This window comes from Streptomyces gamaensis, from assembly GCF_042656465.1.
Classification (GTDB): Bacteria; Actinomycetota; Actinomycetes; order Streptomycetales; family Streptomycetaceae; genus Streptomyces; species Streptomyces gamaensis.
In genome coordinates, this window is record NZ_JBHSPB010000007.1 from 291,645 (window position 1) to 306,988 (window position 15,344).

Sequence of the window (15,344 nt, forward strand, 5' to 3'; positions counted from 1 at the left end):
CGCCGTACGGCCCGTACGCCCGGCCGTCAGTTGCCCGTCAGCCCCGCCACCAGTTCGTCCGCCGCCGCGTACGGGTCCAGCTCGCCCGCCACGATGCGCTCCGCGAGCGCGCCCAGCCGGCGGTCGCCGTGCAGGTCGCCGATCCGCTCGCGCAGGGCCGTGACCGCGATGGTCTCGACCTCGTGCGCGGCACGGGCCCGGCGGCGCCCGTCGAGCACGCCGCGCTCCTCCGTCCACGCGCGGTGCTTCTCCAGCGCCGCGACGAGCTCCTCGGTGCCCTCGCCGCGCGCGGCCACGGTCTTGACGATGGGCGGCCGCCAGTCGCCGGGGCCGCGGGCCTCGCCCAGGCCGAGCATGTGGTTCAGCTCGCGGGCCGTGGCGTCGGCGCCCTCCCGGTCGGCCTTGTTGACGACGTAGACGTCACCGATCTCCAGGATCCCGGCCTTCGCGGCCTGGATGCCGTCGCCCATGCCGGGCGCGAGCAGCACCACGGTGGTGTCGGCCTGCGCGGCGATCTCCACCTCGGACTGGCCCACGCCCACGGTCTCCACGAGCACCACGTCGCAGCCCGCCGCGTCCAGCACCCGGATCGCCTGCGGCGCCGCCCAGGCCAGCCCGCCGAGGTGGCCGCGGGTGGCCATCGAGCGGATGTAGACGCCGGGGTCGGAGGCGTGCTCGGCCATCCGCACCCGGTCCCCCAGCAGCGCGCCGCCGGAGAACGGCGAGGAGGGGTCGACGGCCAGCACCCCGACCCGCTTGCCGGCCCGCCGGTAGGCGGTCACCAGCGCGGAGGTCGAGGTGGACTTGCCCACGCCCGGCGATCCGGTGAGCCCGACGACATAGGCGCCGCCGGTCAGCGGGGCCAGCGCCGCCATGACGTCGCGCAGTTGCGGGGACGCCCCCTCCACCAGCGAGATCAGCCGGGCCACGGCCCGCGGCCGGCCCTCCCGTGCCTGCTCGACCAGTGCGGGGACGTCCACCATGTCTGCTCCGAATCTGCTAGGCGCTCCGCGGAAAGGACAGCCCCCCAGGCCAGGGGCGTCCACGGGCGCGGTCAGTTGCCGTTGGCGGGGACCTTGAGGATCAGGGCGTCGCCCTGGCCGCCGCCCCCGCACAGCGCGGCGGCGCCCACGCCGCCGCCGCGCCGCTTGAGCTCCAGCGCGAGGTGCAGCACGGTCCGGGCGCCGGACATGCCGATGGGGTGGCCGAGCGCGATGGCACCGCCGTTGACGTTCACCTTTTCCGGGGAGACCCCGAGGTCCTTGATTGACTGCACGAGGACGGCGGCGAACGCCTCGTTGATCTCGATGAGATCGAGGTCCCCGACGGTCAGCCCCTCCTTGCGCAGGGCGTCGTCGATGGCGTTGGAGGGCTGCGAGTGCAGGGAGTTGTCGGGGCCGGCGACATTGCCGTGGGCGCCGATCTCCGCGATCCACGCCAGGCCCAGCTCCCGTGCCCTGGCCTTGCTCATCACGACGACGGCGGCCGCGCCGTCGGAGATCTGCGAGGAGGTGCCGGCGGTGATGGTGCCGTCCTTGGCGAAGGACGGGCGCAGCCTGCCCAGCACCTCGGCGGTCGTGTCGGCGCGCACGCCCTCGTCCTGCCGGAAGAGCACCGGGTCGCCCTTGCGCTGCGGGATCTCCACGGGGGTGATCTCCGCGTCGAAGATGCCGTTCTTCTGTGCGGCGGCGGCCCGTTGGTGGGAGCGGGCGCCGGCCTCGTCCTGCTCGCGGCGGCCGATCCCCAGACGGGTGTTGTGCCGCTCGGTGGACTCGCCCATGGCGATGTGCTCGAAGGAGTCGGTGAGCCCGTCGTGCTCCATCGAGTCGAGCACCTCGATCGCACCGTACTTGTAGCCCTCGCGGGACTTGGGCAGCAGGTGCGGGGCGTTGGTCATGGACTCCATGCCGCCGGCCACCACGATCTCGAACTCGCCCGCGCGGATGAGCTGGTCGGCCAGCGCGATGGCGTCGAGCCCCGACAGACAGACCTTGTTGACGGTCAGCGCGGGCACGCTCATGGGGATGCCGCCCTTGACGGCCGCCTGGCGGGCGGGGATCTGCCCGGCGCCGGCCTGGAGCACCTGACCCATGATCACGTACTGCACCTGGTCGCCGCCGATGCCCGCGCGGTCCAGGGCGGCCTTGATGGCCACACCGCCGAGGTCGGCCGCGGAGAACGTCCGCAGGGAGCCGAGGAGTTTGCCCATGGGCGTACGGGCGCCCGCGACGATCACGGAGGTGGTGCGGGGAGAACCGTTCGTACCAGTCATGAGGCGTGGCCCCTTCGAGCAGTGGAGGTTTCGGGGGTTAACGGTGGTTCCCGTCAATGTACTGAGCGGTACGGTGCCCGGTCACCGGGCAGTGGGTGTGATCGCGCGCACGTCGGGGGCCATTGCGCGCGGCCGCCGAAGGGCGGTGGACTGTTGGCATGCTGACGCGCATCGACCACATCGGGATCGCCTGCCTCGACCTCGACAGGACTGTCGAGTTCTACCGTGCCACGTACGGCTTCGAGGTGTGCCACACGGAGGTCAACGAGGAGCAGGGCGTACGCGAGGCCATGCTGCGGGTCAACGGGACCGACGACGGCGGCTCCTCGTATCTGCAGCTCCTGGAGCCGATCCGGCAGGACTCCCCGGTCGGCAAGTGGCTCGCGAAGAACGGCGAGGGCGTCCACCACATCGCCTTCGGCACCGCGGACGTCGACGCCGACGCGGAGGCCGTGCGCGGCAAGGGCGTCCGGGTGCTGTACGACGAGCCGCGCACCGGCTCGATGGGCTCGCGCATCACGTTCCTGCACCCCAAGGACTGCCACGGCGTGCTCACCGAACTGGTCACCTCGGCGCCGCCCGCGGAGCGGGAGCACTGACCCACCCCTTCCCCGGCCGGTAGAGTGCAGGTTCGGCCGGGGTCCGGCGAGGTGGGGGCCCGGGCCAGGCTGTACCGATGATCTGACACCATTTCTTCGGAAGGGCAGGCTCCGGCATCCCGCCGCCGGGCAGGACGGGGCCCGCCGCCAACGCGACCAGGGGACGGATGGGACCGCGCAGTGCGGGGCTACGACCGCTACGAGGCTGACGACCACCTCTCGCAGTTCGAGGCCGAGATGGAGCGGCTGAAGAAGGAGCGGGAGAAGGCGGTCCAGCACGCCGACGACCTCGGCTACCAGGTCGAGGTGTTGCGCGCCAAGCTCCACGAGGCGCGCCGCAAACTCGCCCACCGTCCCGCCTACGACTCCGCGGGTCTCGGCTACCAGGCGGAGCAGCTGCTGCGCGACGCCCAGATCCAGGCCGAGCAGTTGCGCACCGACGCCGAGCGGGAGCTGCGCGAGGCCCGGGCCCAGACCCAGCGGCTGCTGCAGGAGCAGGCCGAGCGGCAGGCCCGGGTGGAGGCCGAGCTGCACGCGGAGGCCGTCGCCCGCCGCCAGCGGCTGGACGAGGAGCTCAACGAGCGCCGGCAGACCGTCGAGTCGCACGTCAACGAGAACGTCGCCTGGGCCGAGCAGCTGCGCGCCCGTACCGAGTCGCAGGCGCGCCGGCTGCTGGACGAGTCCCGCGCCGAGGCCGAGCAGTCGCTGGCCGCGGCCCGCGCGGAGGCCCAGCGCGTCACCGAGGAGGCCCGTACCCGGCTGGCCGGCGCCGCCGAGGAGGCCCGCGCCGAGGCCGAGGCGCTGCTGCGCCGCGCCCGCGGCGACGCCGAGCGCCTGCTGACCGCCGCCTCCGCGCAGGCGCAGGAGGCCACCGAGCACGCCGAGCGGCTGCGCGGCGAGGCGGGCGCCGAGGCCGAGCAGGCCCGCGCCGCCGCCGCCGAGCTGACCCGGACCGCCGACGCCCGGCTGCAGGCCGCCGACACGGCGCTGCGCGAGGCCCGCGCCGAGGCCGAGAAGCTGCTGGCCGACGCCAAGGAGCGGGCCGACGCCCAGGTCGCGGGCGCCGAGTCGGAGAACGAGCAGCGCACCCGCACCGCCCGCGCCGAGATCGCCCGCCTGGTGGGCGAGGCCACCAAGGACGCCGAGGCGCTGCGCGCGGAGGCCGAGCAGCTGCGCGCGGACGCGGCGGCGGAGGCCGAGCGGCTGCTGGCCGAGGCCACCGAGACCGCCCGCAGCGCCGCCGCCGAGGATTCGGCCGCGGCCCTCGCCAAGGCCGCCCGCAGCGCCGAGGAGGTGCTGGCCAAGGCGTCCGAGGACGCCAAGGCGACGACCAGGGCGGCCGCCGTCGAGGCCGAGCGGATCCGCGCGGAGGCCGAGGCGGAGACGGAGCGGCTGCGCGCGGAGGCCGAGGCGGCCGCCGAGCAGCTCAAGGGCGCGGCGAAGGACGACACCAAGGAGTACCGGGCCAAGACCGTCGAGCTGCAGGAGGAGGCCCGCCGGCTGCGCGGCGAGGCCGAGCAGCTGCGCGCGGACGCCGTCGCCGAGGGCGAGCGGCTGCGCGGCGAGGCCCGCCGCGAGGCCCTGCAGCAGATCGAGGAGGCGGCCAGCACCGCCGAGGAGCTGCTGGCGAAGGCGAAGGCGGACGCCGAGGAGACCCGTTCGGGGGCCGGCGCGGAGAGCGAGCGGGTCCGCGCGGAGGCGGCCGAGCGGGCCGCCGCCCTGCGCAAGCAGGCCGAGGAGCTCCTGGAGCGGGCCCGCAACGAGGCCGAGGAGATGGCCAAGGAGGCCGAGGAGCACTCCGAGCGCACCCGTGGCGAGGCCGCCGAGGCCGCCCGGCAGCTGCGCGAGGAGGCCGAGCGGGCCGCCGCGGCGCGGCGCGAGGAGGCCGAGGAGGAGCTGTCCCGGCTGCGCGCCGAGGCCGGGCAGCGCGTGGAGTCGGCGGAGGAGGCGCTGCGCGAGGCCCGTGCCGAGGCCGAGAAGCTGCGCCGGGAGGCCGCCGAGGAGACCGAGCGGCAGCGCGCCGAGTCCGCGGAGCGGGTACGGGCGCTGCGGGAGCAGGCCGACGCCGACGCCGAGCGGCTGCGCGCCGAGGCCGCCGAGGAGGCCGCGGCCGCCCGCGGCGAGGCCAAGGAGACGGCGGCCCGGCTGCGCGAGGAGGCCGACGCGGAGGCGGAGCGGCTGCGCGCCGAGGCGCAGGAGAGCGCCGACCGGATCCGCAGTGAGGCGAACGCCGCCGCCGAGCGCACCGCCACCGAGGCCGCCGAGGCCCTGGCCGCCGCCCAGGAGGAGGCCGCGCGCCGCCGCCGGGAGGCCGAGGAGACCCTCAGCGGCGCCCGCAACGAGGCGCAGGCCGAGCGCGAGGCCGCCCACGAGCAGAGCGAGGAGCTGCTGGCGGCGGCCCGCAAGCGGGTCGCCGAGGCGCAGCAGGAGGCGACGCTGCTGGTCGAGGAGGCCGAGCAGCGGGCCGCCGAGCTGGTCTCGGCCGCCGAGACCACCGCCCAGCAGGTGCGGGACTCCGTCTCCGGGCTGCGCGAGCAGGCCGAGGAGGAGATCGCCGGGCTGCGCTCGGCCGCCGAGCACAGCGCCGAGCGCACGGTGACCGAGGCGCAGGCCGAGGCCGACCGGGTCCGCTCCGACGCCTACGCCGAGCGCGAGCGGGCCGGCGAGGACGCGGCCCGGGTGCGGGCGGAGGCCCAGGAGGCGGCCGAGGCCGCCAAGGAGATGGCCGAGCGCACCATCGAGGAGGCCATCGCCGAGGGCCGGCGCGTGGAGGGCGACGCGGCCCGGGTGCTGGACGAGGCCCGCGACGCGGCGGGCGCGCTGCGCTCGGAGGCGGCCGGGCAGGCCGAGGAACTGCTCGCCAGGGCGCGGGAACAGGCGCGGCGGCTGGAGGCCGAGGCCGAGGAGCTGCTGGAGAGCGCGCAGCAGGAGGCTGCCCGTACCGCCGACGAGGCCCGTGCGGCCGCCGACGCCCGCCGGGCCGAGGCCGCCGAGCAGGCCGACGCGCTCATGGCCGAGGCCCAGACGGAGGCCGAGCGGCTGATCGCCGAGGCGACGGCGCTGCTGGACGAGGCGCGCGAGAGCGCCGCCGCGCAGAAGGCGGAGGCGACGGCCGAGGCGGAGCGGCTGCGCGCCGAGGCCGCCACCACCGTGGAGGAGGCCGGTGAGGAGGCCGCCGCCCTGGTCGCGAAGGCGACCGCGGAGGCCGACCGGCTGGTGTCGGACGCGGGCGCCAAGGCGCAGCAGCTGCGGACGGACGCCTCCGACGCGCTGGCGTCCGCCGAGCAGGACGCGGCGCGCGCCCGGGCCGAGGCCCGCGCGGACGCGAACAAGATGCGGGCCGACGGCCGTACCGAGGCCCAGCGGATCGTCGACGAGGCCCGGGAGCTGACCTCCTCGGCCCAGGACGACGCCGACCGCATCGTCGATCAGGCCCGGGAGTCGGCCTCGAAGAAGCTGGCCGAGGCCGCCGAGCAGGCGGACGCCCTGATCGCCGAGGCCACGGCCGAGAGCGAGCGGACGGCCGCCGAGTCCGCCCGGGCGGTGGAGCGGGCCCGTGAGGAGGCCGAGGCCCACCGGTCCGAGGCCGCCGGGCAGGCCGAGCGGACGCTGGCCGGGGCGGACGCGGAGGCGCGGCGGCTGCGGGCCGAGGGCGAGCAGGCGCTGGCGAAGGCGGAGGCCGAGGCCCAGCGCGTCACGGACGAGGCGCGCGAGGCCGCCCACACCCGCCGCAGCGAGGCCGCCGAGCAGGCCGACTCCCTGATCGCCGAGGCGACCGCCGAGGCGGAGCGGATGGCCGAGGAGGCCTCCACGGCGCTGAAGTCCGCGCAGGAGAACGCCAACAGCACGCGCGCCGACTCCGCGAAGATCAAGGCGGACGCGGTGCTGGAGGCCGAGAGGCTGCGCGAGGAGGCCATCGCGGCGGGCGAGCGCACCGTCGACGAGGCGCGCGAGAGCGCGGCGAAGAGGCTCACCGAGGCCGCCGAGCAGGCCGACGCGCTCGTCGCCAAGGCGCAGGAGGAGGCGCTGCGCACGGCGGCGGCCGCCGAGGAGCAGGCCGACACGATGGTGGGCGTGGCCCGCCGGGAGGCCGAGCGGATCGTCGCCGAGGCCGCCTCGGAGGGCAACTCCCTGGTGGAGCAGGCCCGTACGGACGCCGACACCCTGCTCGCCGAGGCGCGCGGGGACGCCACCGCCATAAGGGAGCGCGCCGACGAGCTGCGTGCCCGGGTGGACGCCGAGGTCGAGGAGCTGCACGACCGGGCGCGCCAGGAGGCCGCCGAGGCGATGCAGTCGGCGGGCGAGCGCTGCGACAAGCTCGTGGCCGCGGCGACCGAGCAGCTGGCGGAGGCCGAGGCGAAGGCGAAGAAGACCCTGGCCGACGCCGGCAGCGAGGCGAACAAGGTCCGCATCGCGGCCGTGAAGAAGGCCGAGGGGCTGCTGAAGGAGGCCGAGCAGAAGAAGGCGGCCGCCGTCCGGGAGTCGGAGCGCCTGCGTGCCGAGGGCGAGCAGGAGGCGAAGCGCCTTGTCGACGAGGGAAAGCGGGAGTTGGAGGTGCTGGTCCGCCGCCGCGAGGACATCAATGCCGAGATTTCCCGTGTCCAGGACGTGTTGGAGGCGTTGGAATCATTTGAAGCCCCGGGGGCGGCAGGCACCAAGGAGAGCGGGGTGAAGGCAGGGGCGGTTGCGGGTGCAACTCGATCGGGTGGCAAGCAGGGCCAGAAGTAGCCACTCAAACGAGGGGTCATTCTCCAGTTCTGCCAGCGAATCACTCGATGACACGCCGCTCGCGCCCCTAGGATTCCCTCTATCACCTCACCGGTCTCTTATGACAGGAACCCCATGAGCGACACTTCCTCCCCCTTCGGCTTCGAGCTCGTGCGGCGTGGATACGACCGCGGCCAGGTGGACGACCGTATTACCAAGCTCGTCGCCGACCGTGACAGCGCACTGGCACGGATCACTTCTCTGGAAAAGCGCATCGAAGAGCTCCATCTCGAAACGCAGAATGCCCAGGCCCAGGTCAACGACGCCGAGCCGTCGTACGCGGGGCTGGGCGCGCGGGTCGAGAAGATCCTGCGGCTGGCCGAGGAAGAGGCCAAGGATCTTCGTGAGGAGGCCCGTCGCGCGGCCGAGCAGCACCGCGAGCTCGCGGAGTCGGCGGCGCAGCAGGTCCGTAACGACGCCGAGGCGTTCGCCGCCGACCGCAAGGCCAAGGCGGAGGACGAGGGCGCCCGGATCGTCGAGAAGGCCAAGGGCGACGCCGCGTCGCTGCGGGCCGACGCGCAGAAGGACGCGCAGTCCAAGCGCGAGGAGGCGGACGCCCTCTTCGAGGAGACCCGCGCGAAGGCCGCCCAGGCGGCCGCGGACTTCGAGACCAATCTGGCCAAGCGCCGCGAGCAGTCCGAGCGTGACCTGGCGGCCCGCCAGGCCAAGGCGGAGAAGCGGCTGGCGGAGATCGAGCACCGGGCCGAGCAGCTGCGTCTGGAGGCGGAGAAGCTGCGGACGGACGCCGAGCGGCGGGCCCGGCAGACGGTGGAGACGGCGCAGCGGCAGGCCGAGGACATCGTGGCCGACGCCAATGCCAAGGCGGACCGCATCCGCAGCGAGTCCGAGCGCGAGCTGGCGGCGCTGACCAACCGCCGCGACAGCATCAACGCCCAGCTGACCAATGTCCGCGAGATGCTGGCGACGCTGACCGGCGCGGCGGTGGCCGCGGCGGGTGCCCCGGGTGACGACGAGCCGATCACGCGCGGCGTCCCGGCCCAGCAGAGCCGCTGAGCGGGCCTCGCGTCGGCGTCCCGTGTGCCCGGTGAGCCCTGTGCGGCCCTGACTGTTCGACGGCATGCGGGGCGTCGGCCCCGCCCCGCTCCGGCCGCCCGCTCCGATACCACCGGCGGAGCCCTCGCCACCGGTGGCGGAGCACGACGGCCGCCCTTACCGTGGCTGAATGATCGAGCTGGACGGTCTGACCAAGCGGTACGGCGACAAGCTCGCCGTGGACGGCATCAGCTGCACCGTGCGGCCCGGGATCGTCACCGGCTTTCTGGGGCCCAACGGCGCGGGCAAGTCCACGACGATGCGCATGATGCTCGATCTGGACCGTCCGACGGCCGGTGAGGTCCGCCTCGACGGCAGGCACTACCGGCAGTTGCGCGATCCGCTGCGGGTCGTCGGCGCGCTGCTGGAGGCCAAGGCCGTGCACGGCGGCCGCAGCGCCTACCACCACCTGCTGTGTCTCGCGCAGAGCAACGGCATTCCGCGCTCCCGGGTGTGGGAGGTGCTGGACACGGTGGGCCTGACGTCGGTGGCGAGGAAGCGGGCCAAGGGCTTCTCCCTGGGCATGGGCCAGCGGCTGGGTATCGCGGCCGCGCTGCTCGGCGATCCGCAGGTGCTGCTGTTCGACGAGCCGGTCAACGGGCTCGACCCCGAGGGCATCCACTGGATCCGCAACCTGATGAAGAATCTGGCGGCCCAGGGCCGTACGGTCTTCGTCTCCTCGCACCTGATGAGCGAGATGGCGCTCACCGCCGACCACCTCGTGGTCATCGGGCAGGGCAGGCTGCTCGCCGACACCTCGATGGCCGACTTCATCGCCCGCAACTCCCGTTCCTACGTGCGACTGCGTGCGCCGGAGCACGAGCGGCTGCTGGACGTGCTGACGGGCGCCGGGATCACCGCGGTGACCACCGCGGGCGGCGCCCTGGAGGTCGACGGCCAGGACGCCGCGCACCTGGGCGAGCTCGCGGCGCGGCACCAGCTGGTGCTGCACGAGCTGAGCCCGCAGCAGGCCTCGCTGGAGGAGGCGTTCATGCGGCTGACGGCGGAGTCGGTGGAGTACCACGCGCACACCGATCCGCTCTCCGTTCCGCAAGCTGCCGGTGCTCCCGGGCAGCCTTCGGCGCCGCCGCCCGCGCCCCGGGCCGGCTGGGGCGCGGACTGGCGGAAGAAGGGGTCGTGAGGCGATGGCCGTGGTGACGCAGGTCCTCCGCTCGGAATGGACGAAGATCAAGTCGGTGCGGTCCACGGTGTGGACGCTCGGCCTCGCCCTGGTCGTCACGGTCGCGCTCGGCGCGCTCATCAGCGCGCTGACCAAAGCCGACTTCGACTCACTGTCCCCCGGGGACAAGATCACATTCGATCCGACGTTCACGAGTTTCGCGGGGATGGGTCTCGGCCAGCTCGCATTGATCGTTTTCGGGGTGCTGGTGGTCTCCAACGAATACAGCACCGGAATGATCAGGGCTTCGCTCGCGGCGGTTCCGCAGCGCGGGACTTTTCTGTTCAGCAAGATCGGTGTGGCGACGGTGATCGCGTTCGCCGTCGGCATGGTCACGAGTTTTCTGGCCTTTTTCGTCGGCCAGGCCATGCTCGGCGCTCACCGTACGTCGCTGGGCGAGCCGGGAGTACTGCGCGCGGTGATCGGCGGCGGGCTCTATATGACGCTGATCGCGGTGTTCTCGATGGGTGTCGCGGCGATGCTGCGCAGTCCGATGCTCTCGCTCGGCATTCTCATGCCGTTCTTCTTCCTGATCTCGACGGTCCTGGGCAATGTCCCGGCGACCAGGAAGGTCGGGCAGTACCTTCCCGACCAGGCCGGGCACAAGGTCATGCAGGTCGTCACGGCCGGCGACCAGGCGCCGTACGGGCCGTGGGGAGGCTTCGCGATCATGGTGCTGTGGGTGGTGGCGGCGTTGGCCGGGGGGTACACGGTGCTCAAGCGGCGCGATGCGTAGCCCGCGCGAGCGCGGGGCGACCGGGAGCGGCGGGGAGCCGCGTGCGGCCCTGGACCCCGCTTCCGGGAGGGCCGCCACGAACGACCGCAGGCTGGAAGCCCTCGGCTTCACCGACGTGCCCGCCGAGCGGCCGCTGTCCTATCCGGGCCGTCCGGTCACCGAACCCTCCCTGCTCACCGGGCCGGAGCTGCTGCCGCTGCGGGTGGGGACGGGCCGGCTCGGCGGCTGGCGGGTGGTGGACGCGTACGGCCCGTACGCTCCGGCGGCGGCCCGCGAGCCCGCTCTCGACGAGGCCCTCGCCGCGCTCGGCGCCCCGCCGTGCGGGGAGCGCCGCCCCGTGCTCGCCGTGGGCTCCAACGCCTCCCCCGCCCAGCTGCGGCACAAGCTGACCCGGTGCGCCCGCTCCGCCGTCGTGCCGCTGGTGCCGGTCCGGGTGCGGGGGGTGTCGGTCGGCTGCTCGGCGCACATCGGGGTCAACGGGTATGTGGCCGCCGCCCCCTTCGCGGCGCCGGAGGCGGTCTCGACGCTGGTCCTCGGCTGGCTGGACGCCGGACAGCTGGCGGCCGTCGACGCCACCGAGCACAACTACCGGCGCGTCCTGCTGCCCGGGGACGCCTTCCCCGTGGAGCTGCCCTCCGGGGAGCGGCTCGACGGCGCGTACCTCTACGTGAGCCGGCACGGCGTCCTGGCCGATCCGGCGGATCCGGGCCGGCCCCGGCCGGCCGGCGGGCAGCGCGCCCTGCTGGCCTCCCTGCTCGCCGCCTCCCCCGCGCTTCGCGCGCTGCTCGGGGCGGACCCGGAGAGCTGGGTGGCGCGGGCGCGTGCCGACGAGGCGGTGCGGGCTGCGGGCAAGCGGATCTTCGGCGAGCTGGGCTGGACGCTGCCGGTGCGCGGCTTCCCCGGGGCCACCGCCCCACCATCGGGACAAAGCTCACATATCGGGAATCTCCCCTAACGGGAACCGTCAGCCCCTCGTTAAGCTTCTAAGGCTTACGGGGCTCACGCCCCCTGTTTCCACGCAGAGCTCGCGAGGGGCGGAGAATGATCGAGGCAGTCGGCCTGACCAAGCGCTACGGCGCCAAGACGGCCGTGGACCATCTGTCGTTCCAGGTGCGGCCCGGCGCCGTGACCGGCTTCCTGGGCCCCAACGGCTCCGGCAAGTCCACGACGATGCGCATGATCCTCGGCCTGGACGCCCCCACCTCCGGGCACGTGACCGTCTGCGGCCACCCCTACCGGCAGCTGCCGAACGCCCCGCGCATGGTCGGCGCCCTGCTCGACGCGAAAGGCGTGCACGGCGGCCGCAGCGCCCGTATGCACCTGCTCGCGCTCGCGCAGCACGCCGGCATCCCGGCCCGCCGCGTCGACGAGGTGCTCTCGGTGGTCGGCCTGCAGGACGTCGCCAGAAAGCGCCCGGCCGGCTTCTCCCTGGGCATGGGCCAGCGGCTCGGCATCGCGGCCGCGCTGCTCGGCGATCCGCAGGTGCTGCTGTTCGACGAGCCGGTCAACGGGCTCGACCCCGAGGGCATCCTGTGGGTCCGCAACCTGATGAAGGCCCTCGCCGCGGAGGGCCGTACGGTCTTCGTCTCCTCGCACCTGATGAGCGAGATGGCGCTCACCGCCGACCACTTGATCGTCATCGGGCGCGGGCAGCTGCTCGCCGACATGAGCGTGAAGGACTTCATCTCCGCGAACTCCGCCGACTTCGCGCGGGTGCGCACCCCCGACTCCGAGCCGGAGCTGCGCGAGAAGCTGACGGCCGCGCTCGTCGAGGCGGGCGCGCACGTCCTGGCCGAGACCGACGGGGCGCTGCGGGTCATGGGCCTGCCGCTGCCGCGCATCAGCGAGGTCGCGCACAGCGCGGAGGTCCGGCTGTGGGAGCTCTCCCCGCACCAGGCGTCGCTGGAGGAGGCGTACATGCGCATGACGCAGTCGGCGGTGGACTACCGCTCGACCGCCGACCAGCGGGCCGGGCTGCAGCAGTTCGCGCAGCCGTACACCTACGCGCCGCCGGCGGCCGTCCCCCAGGACTGGGGTGCCCCGGCCGCCCCGCACCGGCAGGACCGGCTCCAGGACCCGCGGCCGACGGCCTCCGAGCCGCCCCGGAGCCCCGGCGCCGCGCCGTCCGCCGACGCTTCCCCCGCCCTCTCCGGCCCCGACAGCGAGGACGCCCGATGACCGCCCCCGCCCCCCAGCCGCAGCACACGCCGCAGCCCCCCGCCGGCCCCCTGGCCCGGCCCGCGCAGCCGCACTGGCCCGGTGCCGCGCCGTTCGGCGGCTACACCTCGCCGATCCCGCTGCGCAAGGCGCACCTCGGGGACGCCGTGGCCGCCGAGTGGACCAAGATCCGGTCGCTGCGCTCGACGATGTGGACGCTCGGTGTGCAGGCCGTCCTGATCATCGGCATCGGGATCCTGTTCGCGGCGGCGGTCGGCGCCTCGGACGCGGCGGTGACCGAGGGGACGACACCGCTGGCCTACAGCGTGTTCGGGACGCTGCTGGGCCTGGTCTGTGTGATCACCCTCGGGGTGCTGACGATGTCGTCCGAGTTCGGTACGGGCCTGGTGCGCACGACGTTCACCGCCTGCCCGGACCGTACGCGCGTGCTCGCCGCGAAGGCGATCGTCTACTTCCTGCTGGTGACCGTCGTCACCACGGTCGCGGTGGCGGTGACCGGCGCCGTCTCCGTGGCGCTGCTCGACGGCCGCGGCTTCGCGGAACCGACCGGCGGGGAGTGGCTGCGCTCGACGCTGGGCACGGGTGTCTTCACCGGGCTCGTGGGCCTGGTGGCCCTCGCGGTGGGCACGCTGCTGCGGCACTCCGCCGGGGCGATCACCGCGATGCTGGGTCTGGTGCTGCTGCCGATGGTGGCGGGCGCCTTCATGTACGCGGAGAGCCTGATGGACCTCCGCCAGGCGCTCATCGAGTACTCCATCCCCTACCAGCTGTTCAGCCTCTACGGGTCCGATTCCGGGTCCGGCGGGCCCGGTGGCGGCGGCCCGCTCACCGGCTGGGACGCCGTGTGGCTCATGCTGGCCGTGGCGGCGGCCGCGCTCACCGCGGCCTGCGCGACGCTGACGCGCCGCGACGCCTGACCGCGGGCCGGGTACGAAGCGCCCGCGCGCTTTTTCAGCAGCGCGGCTTTCAGTAGCGCTTCAGTAGCGCGGCGCGTTACGGGACCGCTGGAGCCTCGCGCCCCGGCGGTCCCGCGCGTTCCAGCAGGACGTGTGCCAGTGCCGCCGGTCGTCGACTCCGGCGCCGTACTGCGGCCAGGCCACCAGGTGCGGCACTCCCGGCGGGATCTCCTGGTCGCAGCCCGGGCAGCGGTAGTGCTTGGTGGCCGCGCCGCCGCCGATGGTGCGCACGGCCCACTCCTCGCCGCGCCAGCTCACCGTGGTCTCCAGTCCGTAGCGGTCGCCGCCTTCCGCGCGCGTCGGGTCTGATCGCTTCTCGGCGCCGCCTCGCGGGCGGTTTCGACGCGGGGACACGGGGCACCTCGGGGGTTCATGGGAGCTACGGGCCGCGACCAGGGTACGCGGCATTGTCACGACGTCGGGCGGTCGTCCCGCCCGTACCACCGGAAGCGTTGTGATCATCATGAAAACTTCACGGACGGCCGTGCCCATGGCACGTGTCAGGCGTTGATTCCGGGTGGGGGAGGCCGCGTCGGTCGCAGCGAGGAGTCAAGAGCGATGCGCGTTGGAGCATTCGTCCTGGCCGCCCAGTTCCCGGGCCAGGGCCATGGGGAGGCACTGCATCGCGCGGTGCGTTCGGCGGTCGTCGCCGAGCAGGCCGGGCTGGACGCGGTCTGGCTGGCCGAGCACCACTTCGTGCCCTACGGGGTGTGCCCGTCGGCGGTGACGCTGGCCGCCCTGCTGCTGGGGCGTACGCAGCGCATCGGGGTCGGCACGGCGGTGAGCGTGCTGCCCACCGCGCATCCGGTGGCCCTCGGCGAGCAGGCGGCCCTGCTGCATCTGCTCTCCGAGGGCCGGTTCACCCTGGGCGTGGGCCGGGGCGGCCCGTGGGTGGACCTGGAGGTCTTCGGCGCGGGCCTCGCGGCGTACGAGGAGGGCTTCCCCGACTCCCTCGACCTGCTGCTGCGCTGGCTGCGCGAGCCGCGGGTGAGCGCGTGCGGGCCGCGCTTCTCCTTCCGTGAAGTGCCCGTCGTCCCCCGGCCGGACGATCTGGAGTATCGTTCCGGCCCGCCCGTGATGGTGGCCTGCACCTCGCCCGCGAGCGTGGAACTGGCGGCCGTACGGGGGCTGCCGATGCTCCTGGGCATGCACTCCGGCGACGAGGAGAAGGCGGAGATGGTCGCCCTGTGGCGCAAGTGCGCGCTGGCGGCGGGGAGTTCACCGGAGACGGTCGCGGCCGTGGCGGCCCGCCATGTCGCGGCCGGGGTCGTGCAGATCGCGGACCGGCGCCAGGAGGCGGCCGAGACCCTCGCCAAGGCCATGCCGGGCTGGCTGCACCAGGGGCTCGCCGCCCATGTGACCGTCGACGGCCGGCCGCGCCGTATGCGCGACCCCTTCGCGTACACCCGGCTCCTGTGCGAACTGCACCCCGTCGGCGCCCCCCGGCTCTGCGCGGACCGCCTCGCGGCCACCGCCGAGCGCACCGGCATCACCCGCTTCGCCCTTCTCGCCGAGGGCTCGGGTGATCTCTCCGCCACGGAGGAGAACCTCCGCCGCCTCGGCACCGAGGTCCTGCCGCTGCTGCGCTGACCCGGCGCCCGTT

General features: G+C 74.3%; 12 protein-coding genes. 9 read left to right on the plus strand and 3 right to left on the minus strand.

All coding sequences use genetic code 11. The annotated features are described in order from the left end of the window. Positions 1-26: 26 nt before the first annotated feature. Together meaB and ACFP1Z_RS14250 are read right to left on the minus strand one after the other, a co-directional pair. Complete coding sequence (gene meaB / locus ACFP1Z_RS14245) at positions 27-983, minus strand: methylmalonyl Co-A mutase-associated GTPase MeaB (protein ID WP_390316581.1); 957 nt, start codon at positions 981-983, stop codon at positions 27-29. 71 nt (positions 984-1,054) lie between these two features. Continuing rightward, positions 1,055-2,236: an acetyl-CoA C-acetyltransferase gene (locus ACFP1Z_RS14250; RefSeq protein WP_390316693.1), complete on the minus strand. Its 1,182-nt coding sequence runs from the start codon at positions 2,234-2,236 to the stop codon at positions 1,055-1,057. 194 nt (positions 2,237-2,430) lie between these two features. On the opposite strand from ACFP1Z_RS14250, the gene mce reads away from it, so the two are divergent. From mce to ACFP1Z_RS14290, 8 genes are all read left to right on the plus strand, one after another. Then, the gene (gene mce, locus ACFP1Z_RS14255; protein ID WP_390316582.1) at positions 2,431-2,871 is read left to right on the plus strand and encodes a methylmalonyl-CoA epimerase; all 441 of its coding nucleotides are present in this window, start codon (positions 2,431-2,433) and stop codon (positions 2,869-2,871) included. Positions 2,872-3,051: 180 nt separating this feature from the next. Continuing rightward, on the plus strand, positions 3,052-7,599 hold the full coding sequence (gene scy / locus ACFP1Z_RS14260) for a polarized growth protein Scy (RefSeq protein WP_390316584.1): 4,548 nt from the start codon (positions 3,052-3,054) through the stop codon (positions 7,597-7,599). A 114-nt stretch (positions 7,600-7,713) separates the two neighbouring features. Continuing rightward, positions 7,714-8,652, plus strand: a complete 939-nt coding sequence (locus tag ACFP1Z_RS14265) for a coiled-coil domain-containing protein (RefSeq protein ID WP_390316585.1) — start codon at positions 7,714-7,716, stop codon at positions 8,650-8,652. 169 nt (positions 8,653-8,821) lie between these two features. Next, on the plus strand, positions 8,822-9,832 hold the full coding sequence (locus ACFP1Z_RS14270) for an ABC transporter ATP-binding protein (protein WP_390316586.1): 1,011 nt from the start codon (positions 8,822-8,824) through the stop codon (positions 9,830-9,832). 4 nt (positions 9,833-9,836) lie between these two features. Beyond that, on the plus strand, positions 9,837-10,607 hold the full coding sequence (locus tag ACFP1Z_RS14275; protein WP_390316587.1) for an ABC transporter permease: 771 nt from the start codon (positions 9,837-9,839) through the stop codon (positions 10,605-10,607). Then, on the plus strand, positions 10,600-11,562 hold the full coding sequence (locus tag ACFP1Z_RS14280) for a hypothetical protein (protein WP_390316588.1): 963 nt from the start codon (positions 10,600-10,602) through the stop codon (positions 11,560-11,562). The genes ACFP1Z_RS14275 and ACFP1Z_RS14280 overlap by 8 nt, the downstream gene beginning before the upstream one ends. A gap of 86 nt (positions 11,563-11,648) precedes the next feature. Beyond that, positions 11,649-12,785: an ABC transporter ATP-binding protein gene (locus tag ACFP1Z_RS14285; protein WP_390316589.1), complete on the plus strand. Its 1,137-nt coding sequence runs from the start codon at positions 11,649-11,651 to the stop codon at positions 12,783-12,785. Continuing rightward, complete coding sequence (locus tag ACFP1Z_RS14290; RefSeq protein WP_390316590.1) at positions 12,782-13,702, plus strand: ABC transporter permease; 921 nt, start codon at positions 12,782-12,784, stop codon at positions 13,700-13,702. The genes ACFP1Z_RS14285 and ACFP1Z_RS14290 overlap by 4 nt, the downstream gene beginning before the upstream one ends. Before the next feature lie 60 nt (positions 13,703-13,762). Here the strand turns inward: ACFP1Z_RS14290 and ACFP1Z_RS14295 are convergent, their stop codons facing one another. Continuing rightward, the gene (locus ACFP1Z_RS14295) at positions 13,763-14,095 is read right to left on the minus strand and encodes an ATP/GTP-binding protein (protein ID WP_390316591.1); all 333 of its coding nucleotides are present in this window, start codon (positions 14,093-14,095) and stop codon (positions 13,763-13,765) included. Positions 14,096-14,299: 204 nt separating this feature from the next. On the opposite strand from ACFP1Z_RS14295, the gene ACFP1Z_RS14300 reads away from it, so the two are divergent. Then, entirely contained in the window at positions 14,300-15,331 is a 1,032-nt protein-coding gene (locus ACFP1Z_RS14300) for an LLM class flavin-dependent oxidoreductase (RefSeq protein WP_390316592.1), read from the plus strand. Positions 15,332-15,344 lie beyond the last annotated feature (13 nt).

Bases quoted from the DNA above. Each gene is read 5' to 3' on its own strand.
- ACFP1Z_RS14300 (WP_390316592.1), top strand. From the start codon at position 14,300: ATGCGCGTTGGAGCATTCGTCCTGGCCGCCCAGTTCCCGGGCCAGGGC.
- meaB (WP_390316581.1), bottom strand. From the start codon at position 983: ATGGTGGACGTCCCCGCACTGGTCGAGCAGGCACGGGAGGGCCGGCCG.
- ACFP1Z_RS14280 (WP_390316588.1), top strand. From the start codon at position 10,600: ATGCGTAGCCCGCGCGAGCGCGGGGCGACCGGGAGCGGCGGGGAGCCG.
- ACFP1Z_RS14285 (WP_390316589.1), top strand. From the start codon at position 11,649: ATGATCGAGGCAGTCGGCCTGACCAAGCGCTACGGCGCCAAGACGGCC.
- ACFP1Z_RS14265 (WP_390316585.1), top strand. From the start codon at position 7,714: ATGAGCGACACTTCCTCCCCCTTCGGCTTCGAGCTCGTGCGGCGTGGA.
- ACFP1Z_RS14270 (WP_390316586.1), top strand. From the start codon at position 8,822: ATGATCGAGCTGGACGGTCTGACCAAGCGGTACGGCGACAAGCTCGCC.
- ACFP1Z_RS14290 (WP_390316590.1), top strand. From the start codon at position 12,782: ATGACCGCCCCCGCCCCCCAGCCGCAGCACACGCCGCAGCCCCCCGCC.
- ACFP1Z_RS14275 (WP_390316587.1), top strand. From the start codon at position 9,837: ATGGCCGTGGTGACGCAGGTCCTCCGCTCGGAATGGACGAAGATCAAG.
- mce (WP_390316582.1), top strand. From the start codon at position 2,431: ATGCTGACGCGCATCGACCACATCGGGATCGCCTGCCTCGACCTCGAC.